The organism is Suilimivivens sp. (assembly GCF_037359455.1).
Lineage (GTDB): Bacteria > Bacillota > Clostridia > Lachnospirales > Lachnospiraceae > Suilimivivens > Suilimivivens aceti.
The window spans coordinates 88,058-108,084 of the sequence record NZ_JAXXXI010000059.1 but is presented as its reverse complement, the minus strand read 5'-3'; the positions used below and the strand labels follow the sequence as shown (position 1 = coordinate 108,084).

The 20,027-nt window shown below is 43.9% G+C and carries 19 protein-coding genes; 1 reads left to right on the top strand and 18 read right to left on the bottom strand.

Going from position 1 to position 20,027, the window contains the following annotated elements; genetic code table 11:
- Positions 1–54 precede the first annotated feature (54 nt).
- From WJQ40_RS13870 to rfbD, 7 genes are all read right to left on the bottom strand, one after another.
- A complete protein-coding gene (locus tag WJQ40_RS13870) occupies positions 55–1,800 on the bottom strand; it encodes a histidine kinase (RefSeq protein WP_337540907.1) in 1,746 nt (581 codons plus the stop codon).
- Positions 1,801–1,812: 12 nt separating this feature from the next.
- Complete coding sequence (locus WJQ40_RS13865; protein WP_337540905.1) at positions 1,813–3,354, bottom strand: response regulator; 1,542 nt, start codon at positions 3,352–3,354, stop codon at positions 1,813–1,815.
- Positions 3,355–3,494: 140 nt separating this feature from the next.
- Complete coding sequence (locus WJQ40_RS13860) at positions 3,495–4,439, bottom strand: GDP-L-fucose synthase (protein WP_118798974.1); 945 nt, start codon at positions 4,437–4,439, stop codon at positions 3,495–3,497.
- 54 nt (positions 4,440–4,493) lie between these two features.
- Positions 4,494–6,167: a hypothetical protein gene (locus WJQ40_RS13855; RefSeq protein WP_337540903.1), complete on the bottom strand. Its 1,674-nt coding sequence runs from the start codon at positions 6,165–6,167 to the stop codon at positions 4,494–4,496.
- A 31-nt stretch (positions 6,168–6,198) separates the two neighbouring features.
- Positions 6,199–7,275 (bottom strand): GDP-mannose 4,6-dehydratase, encoded by a 1,077-nt coding sequence (gene gmd / locus WJQ40_RS13850; RefSeq protein WP_337540902.1) that lies wholly within the window; start codon positions 7,273–7,275, stop codon positions 6,199–6,201.
- Positions 7,276–7,306: 31 nt separating this feature from the next.
- Positions 7,307–7,762: a divergent PAP2 family protein gene (locus WJQ40_RS13845; protein WP_118798977.1), complete on the bottom strand. Its 456-nt coding sequence runs from the start codon at positions 7,760–7,762 to the stop codon at positions 7,307–7,309.
- 18 nt (positions 7,763–7,780) lie between these two features.
- Complete coding sequence (rfbD, locus tag WJQ40_RS13840; protein WP_337404721.1) at positions 7,781–8,623, bottom strand: dTDP-4-dehydrorhamnose reductase; 843 nt, start codon at positions 8,621–8,623, stop codon at positions 7,781–7,783.
- Positions 8,624–8,845: 222 nt separating this feature from the next.
- On the opposite strand from rfbD, the gene WJQ40_RS13835 reads away from it, so the two are divergent.
- Positions 8,846–10,003 (top strand): DUF3048 domain-containing protein, encoded by a 1,158-nt coding sequence (locus WJQ40_RS13835; protein WP_337540899.1) that lies wholly within the window; start codon positions 8,846–8,848, stop codon positions 10,001–10,003.
- A gap of 43 nt (positions 10,004–10,046) precedes the next feature.
- Here the strand turns inward: WJQ40_RS13835 and WJQ40_RS13830 are convergent, their stop codons facing one another.
- The 11 genes from WJQ40_RS13830 to WJQ40_RS13780 form a co-directional block, all read right to left on the bottom strand.
- Complete coding sequence (locus WJQ40_RS13830; protein WP_118798980.1) at positions 10,047–10,310, bottom strand: HPr family phosphocarrier protein; 264 nt, start codon at positions 10,308–10,310, stop codon at positions 10,047–10,049.
- A 41-nt stretch (positions 10,311–10,351) separates the two neighbouring features.
- Positions 10,352–11,701, bottom strand: coding sequence for a phosphoglucosamine mutase (glmM, locus tag WJQ40_RS13825; RefSeq protein WP_262575494.1), 1,350 nt, complete (start codon positions 11,699–11,701; stop codon positions 10,352–10,354).
- A gap of 2 nt (positions 11,702–11,703) precedes the next feature.
- Entirely contained in the window at positions 11,704–12,981 is a 1,278-nt protein-coding gene (locus tag WJQ40_RS13820; protein WP_337540898.1) for a CdaR family protein, read from the bottom strand.
- Positions 12,971–13,840, bottom strand: a complete 870-nt coding sequence (cdaA, locus tag WJQ40_RS13815) for a diadenylate cyclase CdaA (RefSeq protein ID WP_337540897.1) — start codon at positions 13,838–13,840, stop codon at positions 12,971–12,973. Before cdaA ends, WJQ40_RS13820 begins: the two co-directional genes overlap by 11 nt.
- A 30-nt stretch (positions 13,841–13,870) precedes the next feature.
- On the bottom strand, positions 13,871–14,830 hold the full coding sequence (locus WJQ40_RS13810; RefSeq protein WP_337540895.1) for a hypothetical protein: 960 nt from the start codon (positions 14,828–14,830) through the stop codon (positions 13,871–13,873).
- 17 nt (positions 14,831–14,847) lie between these two features.
- Positions 14,848–15,234 carry a hypothetical protein gene (locus WJQ40_RS13805; RefSeq protein ID WP_118798985.1) on the bottom strand — a complete coding sequence of 129 codons (387 nt, stop codon included), beginning with the start codon at positions 15,232–15,234 and terminating at the stop codon, positions 14,848–14,850.
- A 22-nt stretch (positions 15,235–15,256) separates the two neighbouring features.
- Positions 15,257–15,667: a flagellar protein gene (locus WJQ40_RS13800; RefSeq protein WP_337540894.1), complete on the bottom strand. Its 411-nt coding sequence runs from the start codon at positions 15,665–15,667 to the stop codon at positions 15,257–15,259.
- Between the two features lie 14 nt (positions 15,668–15,681).
- On the bottom strand, positions 15,682–16,488 hold the full coding sequence (locus WJQ40_RS13795; RefSeq protein WP_337540893.1) for a ComF family protein: 807 nt from the start codon (positions 16,486–16,488) through the stop codon (positions 15,682–15,684).
- Complete coding sequence (locus tag WJQ40_RS13790) at positions 16,442–18,688, bottom strand: ATP-dependent RecD-like DNA helicase (RefSeq protein WP_337540891.1); 2,247 nt, start codon at positions 18,686–18,688, stop codon at positions 16,442–16,444. The genes WJQ40_RS13795 and WJQ40_RS13790 overlap by 47 nt, the downstream gene beginning before the upstream one ends.
- A 139-nt stretch (positions 18,689–18,827) precedes the next feature.
- Positions 18,828–19,178: a rod-binding protein gene (locus WJQ40_RS13785; protein WP_118798989.1), complete on the bottom strand. Its 351-nt coding sequence runs from the start codon at positions 19,176–19,178 to the stop codon at positions 18,828–18,830.
- Positions 19,179–19,198: 20 nt separating this feature from the next.
- Positions 19,199–20,017, bottom strand: coding sequence for a flagellar hook-basal body protein (locus WJQ40_RS13780; protein ID WP_118798990.1), 819 nt, complete (start codon positions 20,015–20,017; stop codon positions 19,199–19,201).
- Positions 20,018–20,027: the final 10 nt, after the last annotated feature.

Below are 20,027 nucleotides of genomic sequence, written 5' to 3'. Positions count from 1 at the left end.
CATTCCTGTTTTTTCTCTTTTTCTCACGATTTCTTTGTAAGAATTGTCCAACTTTTATTTTGGTATCTCAATATGGATCAGCACTCCGCCCATTTCACTTTTACTCATTATAAAGCGGGTCCTGTCACCATAAAGATAACGAAGCCGTGACAGAATATTGGGAATTCCAATACTTTTCATTTTAGAATCTCCACCGTCCATTTTCACACCCATCTGAAATGCCTGCATCCGCTTCTCTTCCATTCCTGTTCCATTATCTTCCACCTCCATCAGAATGTGATCCTGACAGTCTTTTATACACACCCTGACAATACCTGTTTCCTTTTCATCTGACAAAATACCATGTATGATCGCATTTTCCACCAGAGGCTGGAGTATCGTCCTTGGAACCGTCGCCTGCAGAGTCTCTTCCTCCACATCCAGGATCACCTGATATGCATCCTGATACCGGTATTCCTGTATTTTGAGATAATGTTCCAGTATGTCAATTTCCTGACTGATCGTTGCAAACATATCTGCTTTTCCAGGCCGTACTGCATCACGCAGAAGATGTATAAATGAGTCAGTTACTTCTACCACCTCCTGATTTTTCCCCTTTCTGGCCAGGAAAATCACCGTATTCAGTACATTATAGATAAAGTGGGGATTTACCTGTGAAAGAAGCAGTTTCTCCTCCATCTCAAACCTGGCTGCTTCTGTTCTTTCGATCCGCTTTATATAAGCATTTAATTCACTGACCATGTAATTAAAGCTATTGCTCATAACAGTCAGTTCCATATAGTTATCTGCCTGAAAATGTGCCTGAAAATCTCCTTTGGAAACTTTATTCATTTCTTCGGATAAATCCTGGATCGGTTTTGCAATTTTGGAAATCATGGGAACCATAACGATCAGTACCAGTAAAACCCCAAGAAAAATAGATGCCAGAAAAAAGCTTTTCAAATAATCAAGTCTGTCACTAATCCGCTCATTTCCAGTAAAAGCTACCAGCTTCCATCCGTACTTTGGAATCTGGTATATGATCCAGTAACCATCCTTTTCATTTAATACATAACATTTACTTTTTTCGTTTTCCTTTGTTACAACATCAGAAATATTTACTTTTTTTCCTATTTCGTCCTGCTTGTATAAAATATCCTTATCGTCCAGGATCCAGTAAAACGCATCATACTCCTTTGCTGTCAGATTCAGGATATCATCAAAGGATTTTCTGTCTAAGTCCACGATCAGATCACCAAGTGGCCGTTTTGGCATATAATAGCTGACGAAAGGATATACATAACTGATATACTCATTTCCTTCATTAAGTGCATTCTTATGAGATCTTGAAAAACCGGACTGTTTTTCTTCTTTAAATTCCCTGTACCACTCAGTTTGCACCTCCATCGCTGAACGATCCTTGTCCTTTTCCAGACTCCAGATGACATCCTTTTCCGGCATGTTAAGCAGGATATCCTTCACATCTTCTCTCATAAAGGTGTACCAGATCAGTCGCTCCCGGATCTGCAGCACAGTAAAAACTTCATCAAACGCATCCTCGTAATACTGCGTCGTAATATACTGTTGGATCTCCTCGTCCATCAGCAGCATTCTTGTAAAATACTCCAGTTCCTCTCCTACATAATTGATCTGCTGTCCTGCCTGCTCCAGATTTTTCTGGTCATCACTGATTCCTTTCTCCTTCAATACATCCCAGAAATACCTGTACGTTATAATTCCAGTCAGTACGAGTACCCCTATCAGGATCCCACAGATCGGCACCAGCATTTTTCTTTTCATGCTCTTTTTCGCTTTTTTCATCTGCATTCCTCATCAACTGTTCCTGCTACGATATTCCCATGGCGTCATTCCTTCTGCTTTTTTAAAAACACTTGCAAAATACTGGCTGGAACGGTATCCAACTGCTTCTGCTATTTCATACATTTTCATCTGAGGCATTTGCTGCAGCAATTTCTTTGCCATTTTGATCCTGGTACCTGTCAGCAGTTCCAGAAAACTCTGCGATAATTCCTTTCTGCATAACTGGCTCAGATATACTCCACTGATATCCAGTGTCCCGGCAACCGTTTCAATGTTTATTTTCTCACTATAATGTTCCTCTATATACTGTATACATTTTCGTATATAGATACTGTACTGTGCTTCTTTTCCATTCTGCACCATCCGGTTCGCTTTTCTGTATATTTCTGTCATTCTGTCACGGATTTCGTCTAAAAATATACTTCTCCCGGCTTCCTGCTGCAGAAGCATCTCAAACCGGACACCAGGCGATCTCCTGCACAAATCGTTCAAGTGATTCCTCAGTTTTTCTGTTAATGTTATCAGACCATTTTTATCCCATACAGGTTCTCTGACCGTCTGGTACATCTGTCCTATATCCTCTGTGATTTTTTCAGCTTGGTGATTCCTGAAATTATCATTCAGTACCTCCATATCCCATTCCTTCTCTGTCACACCTGGGCTCACCTTTTCCTGCAGATCCGATTCCATGTATATTTTCCCTTCCTGCATAAACCGGAAGTATTCTGACATTTTCTTCAGCCTCTGATACAGCTCCATACAGCCTTTTTCTTTCTGTTTTCTGTATCCCATAATGATCAGGCCACTGTCTTCTCCATCCTCCCTCAATTTGCCCTGAAATTCTCCGGCTTTTTCATACATATACTGTCTGATCTGCATCTCTCCGGTTATTTCCTCCGGTACCTCTTCCATAAGAAATACACATTGAAATCGAATAAAAAAACCGCAGATTCCATCATATTCCTGTATCAGAGAATCCAGTACCCTTGTATCCTCTGAAAGTTCTTCCGTCTGCCGTAACAGGTCATCAAAATAACCATATGGAAGTATTATCATATACTGTGCAATTCTCATAGATGACGTCATCAGTTCCTTCTGGAGTTCAGAGTCAGCTGCCCCTTTTTCCAGTAGGTTTTTACACTTTTCTCTCCTGAGAATACGATCATTTGTCTTGTGATCCCTGATATCTTCCCTGACCTCCATTAAAAGTTCTCTCATGAAATCTGGCTGGATGTCATTTTTGACAATATACCTGGATACACCTAATTCAATCGCCTTTTTAGCATATTCAAAATCCTTATAAGCTGTAAGCAGTATGATCTGGATATCAGCCTTCCGTTTTAACAGTTCCCGGCTTAATTCCAGTCCATCCATACCTGGCATTTTGATATCCGTGATCACCAGATCCGGCCTCTCCTCTTCAAAAATACGTATTGCACTTTTACCGTTATATGCGGGCCTGCTCAATACAAATCCCATGCTTTCCCATTGGATTGACTCTGTAATATTCTCAACCACCAGTCGTTCATCATCAACGATCAATACCTTTATCATCTGTAACCTTCCCATCCCCGGAACTCAAAAAGACCAACCGGATCTTTTCCTCATATACATGGTAACCAAAAAGGAACCTGCACCGCTGAAATTTCCAGTGTACACAGGTTCCTGATCCTTATTTCCTCTGCATTTTTAAATTACATCCTTGCATTTTCCACATTATCCTTGAACCACTGATAAGCCAGCTCCACGCCCTCCTTCAGTTCTACCTTATGTGTCCATCCAAGTCCATGCAGCTTCGTTACGTCGGTCAGCTTTCTTGGTGTACCATCTGGCATGTCCTTATTCCATACGATGTCTCCCTGATATCCGACTACTTCCTTTACAGTTTCTGCAAGCTGTCTGATCGTTACTTCTTTTCCGGTGCCGATATTTACGTGCTGCTCACCGCTGTAATTCTCAAGCAGGAATACACACGCATCTGCCATATCATCCACATAAAGGAATTCACGAAGCGGTGTACCGGTTCCCCAGAGTTCTACGGAAGGTGCATCATTTACCTTGGCTTCATGGAACTTACGGATCATTGCCGGCATTACATGGGAACCGGACAGATCATAGTTGTCATGGGGTCCGTAAAGATTCGTCGGCATACAGCTGATAAAATCATCCCCATACTGTCTCTTATAGAACTTGCACATTTCAAGACCGGAGATCTTGGCAATGGCATATGCTTCATTTGTTGTCTCAAGAGGTCCTGTCAGCAGCGCATCCTCCGGGATCGGCTGAGGTGCCATTCTGGGATAGATACAGGTACTTCCAAGGAACAGCAGCTTCTTTACATGATATCTGTGACAGCATTCGATCACATTACACTGGATCTGCATATTCTCATAGGCGAATTCTGCAGGGGTTGTATTATTGGCATTGATACCACCAACCTTTGCAGCAGCAAGTACTACTACATCCGGCTTTTCTGTTTCAAAAAAATCTCTGACAGCAGCCTGATTGGTCAGATCCAGTTCCTTATGGGTTCTTCCAATGACATTTTCATAGCCTTTGGATTTCAGATTTCTCACAATAGCACTTCCTACAAGGCCTCTGTGTCCTGCCACATATATTTTGTCGTTTTTGTTTAACATAGCTTTTTCCTCTTTTCCTGCATTTTGCAATTCTTATCTTTTAAGACTCCGTTTTCACTTTGTATGGATCACATCGTGAAAACCGTCCTCTATCGTATCACCTATGAAGATATCCTCAGCCTTTACCGGCGATGCCGGAAAATCAATATATCCTGTCCTGTCACCTTCCTTTGGATAATAAAATGTATAACCATGAAGGTCATAGGACGTAGTTTCAAAGATTTCGTAATCCTGCTGTACCAGTAAATACTGCCCGGCATGATCTGCATCCCGGATCAGCTCCCTGCCAAACATGGCTCCCTTGTATATCCCAAACAGCCCAAGTGCTATCACTGCCAGCTTATATCTGTCACACCTTGGACTGATCTCCTGGTACAGATATCCATACAGAAGTGTCGGATAAACCCACAGAAATACACATCCATATCGGATCAGCGGTGCACTCAGAAGCCAGAACAGGAAACAGCACCCCAGTATACACGTAAGAAAAAGTACACCATAAGCTTCTTTTTTTCTTCTGAATATGTTCCATATGACAAGCATTCCCAGAATCAGAAGCCCTGCCAGTGCCGCCAGAAGGAATACCTGATTTATCATATCCAGGTTTCTGAACCAGTCCGGGAACCATTTTACAACAGATTCCCCAAACCGTTCCACATCACTGTAGCCTCTCCCATACACCTGGATCTCCCGGGAATCATATTCCGCCACTCCCTTTGGGATCTTAAAGGGCAGGTCAAAAAGATCTATGGCTGTAAATGGATAAAGCAGCCACCCCGATAAGATCACATTCCGGATCAGGAACGGTACAAGCACGATCAGTCCACATACAATATAACGGAGGATCTCCTGCACCCTTTTCCCCTGGATCAGTTTTACTGCCGGCCAGATCGTGAGCAATACGATCAGTGCTCCCGAAAACTTGATGGTACACACATATACACCAAGGATACACAGCAGGCTGTAAGGTACTGTAGATTCCTCTTTTCTTTCGAGCAGCTCCAGCCAGCGGATCACCAGCCAGAATACTGTAAGCACCATAAAATAATCCGATGCCGGGGATATCATTTCATCAAAAATATTCAACAGGTAGTATACCGCCATCACGCGGATCAGATCCGATAACAGCAGCTTTTTTTCTCTTTCCCTGCAGCATGCGTCTGTACAGCATACAGCCAGCAAAAATGCAAAATACCCTGTACAGCAGTGAAAGGATCTTCCTGTCAGAAAAGCCATGCTGTACAATGCAGATAAGCTAAAGGCTGCGCTGTTATAGGACAGTCTTGAATGAAGATTTCCAAGTCCTGGAACAATACCATACTCCTCTATCCACCGGATGCTCTGCGCATGATACAGTCCTGTATCATAATGTTCCAGTCCGCTCGCCGTCCCATACGCAAATAGGAAAAACAGAACCAGGATCAGTATTACTCTCTGTGGTGTTACCGTAAGCCGTATATTCCTAAAATGTCCTGCCAGTTCCTCCTTTTTGAACCAAAAACATATCAGGCAGATCGCCAGAAGCAACGCATTGGCAAGAAACGAAACACCTCCAAATAGGCTGAATATCTCTGCATATACCGTCATCAGGACGATCCCCGTGAAAAGATAACTGCTCTCTTTCCTGATCTGATAGTTTCCCTTCCTGCAGATTCCTGTCAGGCACAGATAACCTGTAATGTAACAGGTAACCGTCATATAAATCCATATAAGAATTACTGATACCATCTATAAAAAGCCTCTTACCGGCCGCTTTTTCTCAGCCTTTTCTGCTCTTTTTGTACTCTTCGCAGCTCATTCCTGCAATCGCACGCAGGTCAGCATCCATCATCATGCTTACAAGCCCCCTGAAATCCACATCTCTCTCCCAGCCAAGAGCTTTCTGTGCTTTCTCTGCATTGCCCCAGAGGAATTCAACCTCTGCCGGACGATAAAACTCGGGATTTACATCAACTAACAGTCTGCCTGTCTCTGCATCATAGCCCTTCTCATTGACTCCGGTTCCTTCCCATCTTATGGAAATGCCAAGCTCAGCGAAGGATGCCTCTACAAACTCACGTACTGTATGTGTCTCATTGGTTGCAAGTACATAATCATCTGCCTTATCCTGCTGCAGCATCAGCCACATACCCTTTACATAATCTCCGGCAAATCCCCAGTCTCTCTTGGCATTCATATTTCCAAGAGAAAGCTTCTCCTGCTTTCCTGCAATGATGTTTGCAATCGCCAGTGTGATCTTCCTGGTAACAAAATTCTCACCTCTTCTGGGTGATTCATGATTAAAGAGAATACCATTACATGCAAACATGTTATAGGACTCTCTGTAGTTTACAGTGATCCAGTAGGAATATAACTTTGCCACACCATAAGGACTCTTGGGATAAAAAGGAGTCTTCTCACTCTGAGGTGCTGTCTCCGGAAGTCCGCCAAAAAGCTCTGAGGTAGATGCCTGATAATAACGGCAGTTTCCGCCGTTAACACGAAGTGCCTCAAGAAGCTTCAGTGTGCTGACACCGGTTGCCTCTGCTGTATATTCAGGTACTTCAAAGGAAACACCTACATGGGACTGTGCTGCCAGATTGTAAACCTCAGTCGGTCTGATCTCTGCTACCAGTCTCATCAGATTACTGGAATCTGTAGTATCTGCATAATGAAGGAAAAACTTTACCTTATTATATTCTGACTGAAGGATGTGATCGATACGTGCCGTGTTGCTGATACTGTGTCTCCTCACAAGGCCATGTACCTCATATCCCTTCTCCAGCAGGAACTCCGCAAGATAAGAGCCGTCCTGTCCTGTAATACCTGTAATTAATGCTATGTTCTGATTCTGCATTCTGATCTCCTTATTCTTTGTTCTTTATCCTTTATAAGTAACAGATGACCACTGCAATCACAATACCGAGAATTGCCCCGGCAAGTACCTGCAGCGGTGTATGTCCCACAAATTCCTTCAGCTTCTCTTCCGGGCTCATTTTTTTGCCCATAGTACTGAAAGCCTCCAGCATTTCGTTTAAAACTTTCGCCTGGATCCCCGTTTCCCTGCGCACACCCATGGCATCATACATAACGATGATTGCGAGGATCACGGAAATGGCAAATTCAAAGCTACCGCCTCCATAAGTGATCCCTGCAGCAGTAGCCAGACCACATACCGTCGCAGAATGAGAACTTGGCATACCTCCACTGCCTACCATTCTTTCAGCTACAAACTCCTTGGTCAGGATCAGGTGGATCACTGTCTTCATCACCTGCGCCACCAGCCAGCCGGTTACTGCTGAAAGAAAGATCGTATTATGAAATAAATCTGCTAAAAATGTCATTCCTTTTTCCTTCTTTGGTTACTGTGCCTTCATATAATAATCAAGTGCGTCATGCCAGTCTGCAAACTGATAACCACCGGTCAGCTTCAGCATATAATTCTCCAAAATAGAATACGCCGGTCTGGGTGCCTTTGCAGCAAATTCCGCTGATGTGATTCCCTCCACATAGGTATCCCTGCCTGCCAGACGGAAAATTTCCCTTGCAAAATCTGCCCAGCTGCAGTTTCCTTCGCAGGTTGCATGGAACAGTCCGTAATTATCGGTAAAAAGCTGTGAAGTAATAGCTCTTGCCAGCTCTCTGGCACTGGTAGGGCTTCCTACCTGATCCTCTACCACTCTGACCTTGTCCCCATTTTCAGCAAGCCTCAGCATAGTCTTTACAAAATTCCTGCCATCTCCATACAGCCATGCAGTACGGAAGATCATGTATCTGTCCGCAAAATCCTTTACCATGTTTTCTCCTGCCAGCTTTGTCTTTCCATAAGCCCCCTGGGGATTTGGCGTATCAAACTCTACGTAAGGTCTTGTACCCTTTCCATCAAAAACATAGTCTGTGGAAACATGGATCAGCTTTGCACCTGTTTCTGTCGCTGCAATACCTAAATTTCTCGGACCAATGGCGTTGATCCTGTAGGCATTATCCAGATCTGTTTCACAGGCATCTACAGCCGTGTGGGCTGCGCAGTTGATTATTGCATAAGGCTTAACCTCCCTGACCAGTGCAAGTACCTCATCCACACTCGTAATATCCAGCTCTGCCACATCTGTATTTACAATACTGATCTCTGTATTTCCTGCAAGCTCCTGATTAATTGCTCTTCCCAGCTGTCCGTTACAGCCTGTAACAATTATTTTCTTCATCCCATATATCCTTTCCTTCAAAAGCTATAAGCTCAGTTGTTTCTATTTTACCCTTATTTACGTATTAATACAAGCCTTCCTTCGTTGTAACAATTTTTTAATATTTTTGTATAACAAATTACACATTTTCTAGTGACGGTCATTTTCTTCTGTGTTATAATAACGGTTATGTGGCATAATCGCATATGCTGCTACCAAGAAGAAAGTGAGGAGATTTAAAAGATGAAAAGATTACAAGTGCTCTTTCTTGTAGCCTTGTCTTCATCTCTTTTATTATTCGGCTGTGGCAAGTCAGAAGAAACTGCAGTACAGCCTATTGTTCAGCCTATTGTTGAACAACAGCCGGAAAAGGAAGAAGACAGTTCCTCTGAAGAGGCTGAGACAGAAGCAGATCTCGATACGCCTCCCGCAGAGGGTATGGTCAGAAGCCGTCTGACAAATGAATGGGTTGACGAGGATGTTGCAAATACACGTCCTGTTGCTATCATGATCCCCAACTCCAAAACAGCAAGCCAGTACAGTATTTCAGATGCATCCATTCTTTATGAATGTAATGTAGAAGGAAGCATGACACGTCTTATGGCTGTGTTTGAAGACTGGAAGAACCTTGAAAAGGTCGGTAATATCAGAAGCTGCCGTGATTATTATTTATACTGGGCGTTCGAATGGGATGCTATTTATATCCATTACGGCGGACCTTTCTACATAGATGATCTTGTCGGCCGCTCCGATACCCAGAATATTAACTGCATTGATTATGGCAAAGCCTCCTTCAGAGACACAGCCAAGAATTCTACAGACAACGCCTTTACAAGTGGATCTCTGATTCAGGATGCCATAAACCACTACGGCTATCCTCTGACATACAGAGATGGATATTCCGATGCAACCCATTATCAGTTTGCAGGCAGCTCTGAACCGAATACGCTGGAGCAGTACAGTGACGCGATCAATGCTTCCAAGATCGATCTTTCACCTGCATACCCTGTGACAAACTGCTACTTCATTTATAACGAAGAAACCGGTCTGTATGACAGATATCAGCACCTTTCCGGTGACAGTGACGGTCCGCATATTGATCTGGCTAACAATAAGCAGCTTGCATTCAAGAATGTCCTGATCCAGAATACCTACTTTGAGGTAAGAGACCAGAAGGGCTACCTTTCCTTCCAGTGTCATGATACTACAAGAGATGGCTGGTTCTTTACAAATGGAAAAGGAATCCACGTAACCTGGGAAAAGACATCTGACTACGGTGCTACCAGATACTATGATGATAATGGAAATGAGATCAAGCTCAACACCGGCAAGACCATGGTATGTATTGTTGAAGACGGTGACACCTTTAACGTAGATGATAAGTCAATCGAATCCAATTAGGATTAAAAAAAGAGAACAGCGCTGCTGTTCTCTTTTTTATTTGCTATTCACCAAGTCCACCCTCAATCGCATCTACTAATGTCTTCAAGGCTATCTCTTCATCCTCACCATCGCAGATCACCTCAATCACATCCCCACTTTTCACACAGGCACCAAGTACACTGAGTACACTTTTGGCATTTGCTGTATTCCCTCTGAATGTAAACGTGATCAAGGATTTGAACTGCATCGCTTCCTTGCATAAAATACCTGCCGGTCTTAAATGCAGCCCGGTGGGATTTTTGATAGTCACCTTCTGGCTTACCATAACAACATCCTCCTAACATCCCATATCATTCTTTGCTATAACTACAACATAATGTTCTGAATCAGATCTGCCAGCTCCCTGGCATCCTTTTCAATCATCTGCTGATCCTTGCCCTCTATCATAACGCGCACAAGAGGCTCTGTTCCGGACGGTCTGATCAGCACCCTTCCCTCTCCGGCAAATTTCTCTGTCAGTTTTTCAATGGCTCCTGCAATCTCAGGATATTCCATATATTTTTCTTTCTTGTGATTTGGCACCTTTGCATTCACGAGTGCCTGTGGCAGCACCTCCATGACAGACGCCAGCTCTGAAAGCGGCTTTCCTGTTTCCACCATAACCTGCAGCAGATGCAGTGCACTTAAAAGTCCGTCCCCGGTTGTATTCTCCTTCAGGAAAATAATATGTCCTGACTGCTCTCCTCCAAGGCTTGCACCTATCTCCTTCATGTGCTCCAAAACATAACGGTCTCCCACCTTGGTCTGATCCACCTGGATTCCATTCCTTTCAGCCATCAGGAAAAATCCCAGATTGCTCATTACCGTTGCCACGATCACATCTCCGGTAAGTTCTCCCTTACTCTTCATGTGATTACCTACAATAGCCATGATCTGGTCACCATCAACTACATTACCAAGCTCATCAACCGCCATTAATCTGTCTGCATCACCGTCAAAGGCAAGACCTACATCCGCTTTTTCATAGACCACTCTTGCCCTGATCTCTTCCATATGTGTGGAACCACAGTTGGCATTGATATTTGTGCCATCCGGCATATTATGAATGGCAACTACATTGCCACCAAGCTCTTTTAATGCTTCTACTGACGTATAATAGGATGCACCCTCTGCGCAGTCTACCACGATCTTTAATCCCGTAAGATCCACATTAACAGACTGAATGGAATGATTGATATACTCCTCTCTGGCATCCGTACGGTACTTGATTTTTCCTACGTTAGCGCCAATCGGGAATTTGATTCCATTCATATTATTTTTGATCAGTACTTCAATTTCATCTTCCAGTGCGTCCGGAAGCTTATACCCATTTCCATCAAAAAATTTAATCCCGTTAAACTCAACCGGGTTGTGGGATGCTGAAATGACAACACCTGCATCTACCTTATACTTTCTTGTAAGATAAGCTACCGCCGGTGTTGGGATCACACCAACATAAACAGCGTTTGCTCCTACCGAGCATATGCCTGCCATCAGGGCATTTGCCAGCATATCACCGGAAATACGTGTATCACATCCTACCATAATTGTTGGTTTATGCTCGTTTTCCTTCGTTAGTACATAGGCACCTGCCTGGCCAAGTTGCATGGCAAGAAGCGGCGTCAGCTCATCATTTGCCACACCACGCACACCGTCTGTTCCAAATAATCTTCCCATTTTTATTCCTCCACCTTTGATAAATGCATTGTCACTATTAACGGATCTTCCACAACAGCACTTCCAGGCAGGCCAAAATCAACCTCTACCTGATAATAACCCGCTACCGGCTCTGTCATTCCTTCGCTTTCCATCCATTTCGTTACATCCACAGTTCCCCGGATCTCTGATGCCCGCAAGCCTGCCACATCCTCAGAAAGCCCTTTTACCTGGATTGTAATACTGCTGTCCAGTTCTGAAATCGTAGCTCTGTATCCGTCTGGAATACCAGTTACTTCCACCCGGTCGCCAGAGATCACCAGCTCTTTGGTGATCTGCGGATCTATCTTTATGGTTACTTCCACATTCTTGTCAGATGTATCTGCCAGGAACGTTCCTGTAGGCAGATAATCCTCCAGATTAATGGTAACCATATAATCCTCTCTCTGATCAGATATATCAATCTCCTCAGCCGGGATCTCTATGGCCGTAACATTCTTCAGAATGCTCTCTTTTCCCGCCAGCTTCACACTGCTTATGCTTCCCTTTGCATCACCATTTACTTCATAACCGTCAGCCGGCTTACCCACATAATTAAATATGATAGGCACCTCTGTTGTCTTATAAATGGTCACTCTGATACCAACTGTCTTGATATTCTGGACAATCCTGCTGTCCTGGATCAGATTGTCATCTGCATCATACAGCCTGATCTCTGCATTATCACTGATATCACTGGTAAATCCCGTTACTGGCACATCTACAACTGCCCGGCTGACTTTACTGATCACAGATTCTGGTCCCGAAATCCTTACCAGATTCTGATCTGTGGAAATTTCACCTATCATATATCCTGATTCTGTCATTCCTGAAGTAGTCACTCCCAAAGCCAGCGTTTTCGTCTTCTTGTTTTCAATATGCAGCTTTACTGTATCATTGCTTGCCTTGATTTTTTCAATATCACCTGAGCTTAAATTCGTTGTCAGCTTAATACTGATCGTATCAAGACTACTGAGCTCGCTGACATCCGCTGTCGCTATGATATTACTGGCTGTCAGTGAACTGAAAACCGACCTCGGTGCCCATATCGTAACTCTGTCAATTACTGCTGTATCATCCAGCACCTCATACACCTGACCGGAATCTGTGATCAGCTCTGTATTTAACAGCTTCACCGGGATGTTGCTGAATGAGCGGTCAATGGTCGGATCATTCATGTTATTTACAACAAGCCAGAGCATAAAGGAAAAAAACAGTGATATAATTTTCAGACCCAGATTTGCCGTAAGCTTATTTTTCACTCTTTGACCGTCCTTTCCACAGAATACGCTTCTTTGGCTCTTCCTCCGGCTTATTCTGTATCGACTTCAGTCTTTCCTTAAGCCTGTCACCATCCAGGCTCCTTTCCAGCTCTCCCTTATAAGCTACACTGATCTTACCAGTTTCCTCTGATACGATCACTGTCATGGAATCTGTGGCTTCTGAAATCCCGACACCAGCCCTATGTCTGGTCCCCAGATCCTTGCTCAGTGCCATATTATCAGAGAGAGGCAGATAACAGGTTGCCGAGGTGACCCTGTTTCCTCTCACAATAACCGCCCCGTCATGAAGAGGTGTATTCTTTTCAAAAATATTAATCAGAAGCTGGCTGGTAACGATACCATCTACATCAATACCGGTTCTTTCGTATTCACTGAGTGACTGGTTCTGCTCAATTACGATCAGTGCACCTGTTTTCACCTTTCCCATTTCCACACAGGCCTTAGTAATCTCATTGATGGTCTTATCCGAAAATCTTCCTTCTTCTGATGTTCTATAGGTTTCAAAGGGAATAATGGAGCTGATAATATTTTTCTGTCCAAGCTCCTCCAGTGCCTTTCGCAGTTCAGGCTGGAGGATAACTACTACCGCCGTTACCGCTACTCCAAAAGCATTCTGCACGATCCACAGAATTGTATTCATCTGAAAATAGGCAGCTATCAGGATAAAAACTGCGATCACAATAATTCCCTTAAGAAGTGACCATGCCCTGGTATTCTTTACCCACACCAGAATATGGTACATCAGGAATGCAATCAGCAGGATCTCCACAATATCTACCCACCTGATGCTTGGCATCCTCGCTATATATGTTGCTATAAAATCATTTAGCTGAGACATTTATGTTCCCCGTTTCACAAACGTTTTCCGTTATCTCCGTCCCTGTGTGGAAGCTGGTCTTCTTCGGGCGGTATTGATCTTTTTCACGGTGCGGGATGGTGCAGAAACCGTGATCTTAGGTACTGCTTTCACATAGTAATAATATTCATCATCCTCAAACTGCACCTTTTCTGTCCTGCTGTAGTCTACATGAAAAGCAAAAAATTCGATCACCTTCGCCAGAAGCCCTGAAACAACCGTACCAATAATCAGTCCCAGAATGGAAACATTGGTATCAAAGATCAGATCCCCTACCAGAAGGATCATGACATCTGCCAGTGCACCGGCAATAATAGCGATTGTCCATGCATAATCTACAGAAAGTCTGCGGATCAGATATACAATGATGATTGTTGCCGTAAAGGCCACAATCGTAAGGATCATTCCCTTATTACTGATAAATCCGTCAATAATATAGCGGAACCTGGATGCCATATCCTCCGCCTCCATTGCTGAGAATGTGGAAGATCCATCTGCTATATTCCGGATAAAGAAAGTTACGATCACACCGCAGCCTACCGATACTGCGGAGGCCGGACTTCCAAGAAGTCCCATTGCCAGCGGCATTACATAAGGGATTCCTAAAATAAAGCTCATCGGAGTAAGCAGTACCACGATCGTATCCTTCGGTGAAAACCTGAAATACAATAAAAACAGCACCAGCAGCAGCACCAGTGTCACAACCGCACATTCCAGTGACAGTGCATACATATGTAATACTGTAAACACCGCTGCCACAACAATAATAAAATTCATTGGCATAAAGGAACACATCAGTGCTGCGATCAGCACTATGGAAATACTGTCAAGCCGATGCATATATCCAATCTTTCCGTTGATCAGCATCAGCGATGTAAGAGCTAATATCAGTTTTAACAGGGGTTTTAGATATACTTCATACTTGGAAATAAAATGTTTGATATACTGCTTCGCAACAAGTAAAGTTGTCATTCTGTCATCCTCATATCTTATCGTTCATACATACTGGCCAGCCTTTTCAGATTGGCATAATATGTCCGCAAATGCTTTTGCGCTTTGTTGTATCTGTTTGCATACACCACATAAGAGATCACTCCATAAGCCGCAGTTACACACAGATACAGTATAATAATACTCTTTCCAAAAGCCAGCAGATCCAGCTTGTAAATATCCTGCATGATGTTTTCAAAGTTATAAAAAGCATAAACTGCAAATATCGCCAAAAAGGAAATGGTTGCCGAAATGACTGACTTTAATAGTTGAAATCCTATATAATCGTTCCGAAAATAGTTCAGAATGCTGATATCTTTTTTTCCTTCGCCGGATTCATAAGAGGCCAGCTTCGTCATCATGATGACTTTTTCCTCATTAATCATAATCTTTCCTTTCCGGATATCTCTACAGATAACGCATTCTGTCTCTTTCTGAGCGAAGTCCTTCCGGCTTCTGGTTCACAGGCTTTACAGCCGGTGTAAATGCATTACGGAAAGTATTGGTCATCTCTGCCTTACACTGCTCGCAGAAACGTCCTGAACGGATCATCTTCCCACATTTTTCACAGGGGATCATGATCGGTGAATCATCAGCAAACTGCAGCCGGTCTTCCCTGATCCACTGCCGGATCTGTGCAGGATCTACATCACACGCCTCAGATACTTCCGGAATATCTGCCCCATGATTGTCCTGGATATATTTCTTTACTTCCTGAAATTTTTCCTCCAGCTTTTCCTTGCATCTGGGACATACTACCGGTCCCATAACATAGTTAAAAATTTTTCCACAGATTCTGCAATTACGTATATCGTTCATAGTCGTAGTCCTCTTTATACTCCTCGGCCAGATGCTAACGCCATGCCATATATTTTCCTGACACCGTTCCGGTGAAGTTCCTCTGCCATAGCATCCATCGTACTGCCCGTGGTATATATGTCATCTATAATTACAATCGTACTTAATTTTACATCATTTTGGCAGATTTTAAAAGCCTTTTTCAAATTATTTTGCCTTTCTCTGAGGGTAAGGTTTTTCTGCGGCCAAGTTTTATGGATTCTTTGGATCAGGTCTTTTTTTACCGGAATTCCCGACACCGCAGAAAGAGCTTCTGCCAGAAGCTCTGCCTGATTATATCCTCTCTGTCTTCTTCTGGAGCTGTGGCATGGCACAGGGATCAGTGCATCCGGTTTTCTTACAGCCAGCCACTCCCGGTATCCCCGGTACAGTTCCTCTCCATAGAACCTTGCATATTCACGCCGCCCTCTGTATTTGAACCGGAACAGTGAATCGGCAATACTTCCATAATCATATAATGTCACATTCTGTAAAAAAACGTGTTCCCTGCTGCTGCAGTCTTTACAATACTCTTCCTGGTCTTTCCCAAGCTGCCTTCCGCACCTCATACAGAAGGGTTCTCTGATATACCGGATCTTTGACCGGCATCTGTCACATATCCCCTCTTTTCTTCTATCAAACGGAATGATCTCATCACATAGGACACATTTTTTTGGAAAAACAAGATCGGCTGCTACCTCTGTCAGCCATTTTACCGTCTCCTTCCATCCCGTATTTCTCCGGTTTCCGCTGCCGTCAGTCCTTTTCCATTTCTTCACACTGGATTTCCCTGATTCTATCATTCAGACTGGTATACCTCCTGTTTTCTCTTGCATTGTCGATCATCTCCTGCACCAGTCTGCTGCTGCCAAGTATGGTAACGCACTTTCTTGCTCTGGTCACTCCGGTATACAGCAGATTTCTGTTAAGAAGAAGCCTTGGGCCCGTAAGCAGCGGCAGAATGACCGCCGGATATTCACTTCCCTGGGCTTTATGGATGGTGATAGCATAAGCCAGTTCAATCTCGTCCAGCTGGGAAAAAGGATATTCTACCAGTCTATGTTCATCATACTCTACCGTCATGGTCTGTGCTGGTTCACTGATGTCCCTGATGATCCCCATATCTCCATTAAATACCCCCATTCCTTTATCAACGGGGATTCCGTAGCGGCTTCTGACTTCCCAGGCGATCTGATAGTTATTTTTTATCTGCATCACCTTATCTCCCTCACGAAAAAGACGTTCCCCGGTCTGATATTCTTTTTTCTGAGGGCTTTCCGGATTCAGATATTTCTGCAGTATCCCATTCAGGATTTCCACTCCAAGGCTCCCTTTTCTCATGGGTGTCAGTACCTGTATATCAAATGGATCTGCATCTACATACCTTGGCAGCTTCTCCCGGATCAGCTGTATCATGTGCTTATAGATCACACCGGGTTCTGTTCTCTCCAGAAGAAAGAAGTCCCTGCTCTTATTATCAAAGCTGATCCTTTCCCCGGCATTGATCCTGTGTGCATTCAGGACAATATCACTTTCCTGCGCCTGCCGGAAGATTTTCTGCAGAATAACCACCGGGAAGCAGTCACTCTCAATCAGATCATGAAGCACCTGTCCAGGCCCCACACTGGGAAGCTGGTTCACATCCCCCACCATGATCAGCCTGGTTCCCACACTGACCGCCTCCAGGAGTGCTTTGAAAAGATGGATATCTACCATGGACATTTCATCTATAATAATAACGTCTGCTTCCAGTGGATTTTCTTCATTCCGTTCAAATTCTGCCCCCCTGCCTTCCTCCACAGTGCCATTGATCTCCAGTAATCTGTGAATCGTCCTGGCCTCAAACCCTGTAGTTTCTGTCATACGTTTGGCAGCCCGTCCTGTCGGTGCCGCAAGCAGAATATCCATTCCCTCTGCCTCAAAAAGCCTGATGATCGTATTGATCGTTGTCGTTTTCCCTGTACCGGGACCTCCGGAAAGGATCATGATACCATTAACGGCACTGGTGATCACTGCTTTTTTCTGAAGGTCATCCAACAATATCCCCTGTTGTTCTTCCATCTGCTCCAGAATACCAAGAAGTCTTTTTTCTTCTTTTCCTGTCAGCCCATCCCCAAAAGATATATTCAGGTCATGTAGCATTCGTGCGCATTTCAGTTCTGCATAGTAATAGGCTCCTGCGTATACTCTTTTTTCTTCCTTGAGGGTTTTGATCACCAGTTTTTTATCCATAGCCAGATTATTGATTCCCGGCCATATTGCTTCCTTCCCAATGCCAAGAAGCCCCGCCGTGCGTTCCGCAAGCAGATCCCCCGGCAGATAGGTATGTCCTTCTGCCGCCGCCTGCATCAGTGCATAAAGGATGCCGCTCCGGATCCGATAATCAGAGTCCGGACAGATCCCCAGTCTGGCTGCGATCTCGTCCGCAATCTTGAATCCCACTCCACTGATATCTTCTGCCAGCTTATACGGATTTTCCTTCATGACTCCGTACATGGCCGAGCCATATTTTTCATAAATCTTCACTGCGAGAGTATTGGAGATTCCATATTGCTGCAGATAAACAAAGGCCTGGCGCAGCTCTCTCTTTTCGATCATCTGGTCTGCAATCTCCGAAGCCTTTCTTTCACTGATACCCTTGATCTCCGAAAGTCTCTCCGGTTCTTCTTCTATAATTCGGAATGTGTCCTTTCCAAAGGCTTTCACTATCCTTTTGGCAAGAGCCTCCCCTATTCCCTTGATGGCTCCAGAACCCAGATAGCGTTCCATACTAAGCGCATCATCAGGCGGAACCACCCGGTAGCTTTCTGCCTTCATCTGCATGCCATACATGGGATGCTCCACATAATTTCCCTGTATATCCAGTGTTTCTCCCGCCTCTACATTCCGGAAGAATCCAACACATATGACCTCCTCTTCCTCTTCTATTACACTCAGTACTCCATATCCATTTTCCCTGTTCTGGTATATGATATGGTCTACATATCCATGAACCTTGTCCATTTCTGTTCCTCTTCCCTATTTTTCTGCGCTGCCCGGTTCTATCCATTTTTGTCAATATATGCCCGGCTTTGCGTAAAAAAAGCTGCCTTTGCAAGACGGTATCAACCATCTCACATCAGCAACCCCATATGATTCATTTTTATAAATTATAATTTCGCTTCATCTGTTCATAAAGCATCTGTGCAATCCCAAGTCCTTCCTTCTCTGTTGAAGTACTTGCCAGCTCCTGCAGTGTATTCTCTCTGAAATAATCCACCAGATTCTGGTTCGGATCGCTGTCATCATCTGATTTGATACAATCTACGGTTTTCTGCATCTCCTTAAATACCTGCTCCAGCAGATAAGATTCAAACTGCTTACAGGCATCTAACAGCTTCTCATCATCTGCGTCTGAATAATCTGTTTTGTTCAGTGTATTCCTCAGCTCGTCAGCTTTCGTATTCTGCTTTGTCAGATAATCTGTATATGTACTGATACTGCTAACATCCATAATTTATGCCCTTACTTTCCTTACCGTTTCAGATTATTCGCTGTCTGCATCATTTCATCTGTAGTGGTAATTGCCTTGGAATTCATCTCATAAGCACGCTGTGCAACGATCAGATTTACCATCTCATCAGCCACCTGCACATTGGAGCCTTCCAGATATCCCTGTACCATACGGCTTGGCGTTACATTCCGGTTGGTTGCTTCATTCAATACTGCACCACTTGCCGCTGTTGCCTGAAAAAGGCTGTCCCCTGTTCTCTGCAGTCCACCGGGATTATTGAACTGATACATACCGATCTTAATGCCCAGAGACTGTGCATTATTATTGGCATCCGGATAACAGACCGTTCCATCCTGTGAGATCGTAATCTTGCTGGTAATATAATTGCTGCCAAGAGTTATCGTCCGTCCGGTAGAGCTCAGAACCGGAAGTCCGTCCTGATTGGTCAGGATCATTCCTCTGTTGCCATTGGTAGCCCAGGTAAAATCACCGTTTCTTGTATAGTAGGTATTGCCATCGCTTCCCTGAATAGCAAAGAATCCCTCGCCTTCAATGGCAAAGGCTGTATCACTGCTGGATGCTAAAAGGCTTCCCTGGTTAAAGCTGGAATTGATAGAAGAATTTCTTACACCAAGCCCCACCTGGGAAGTAGTAGGCTTCGGATCTCCGTTTGCCGTCGTAGTAGCCGTCTGAAGTGTCTGATAAAGCAGTGACTTAAACTGTGCCGTCTGCGCCTTATATCCCGTAGTATTTACATTAGCAAGGTTATTTGCAATTGTATCAACATTTGTCTGCTGGGCATTCATTCCCGTTGCCGCTGACCATAAGCTTCTTACCATTTATTGTAGT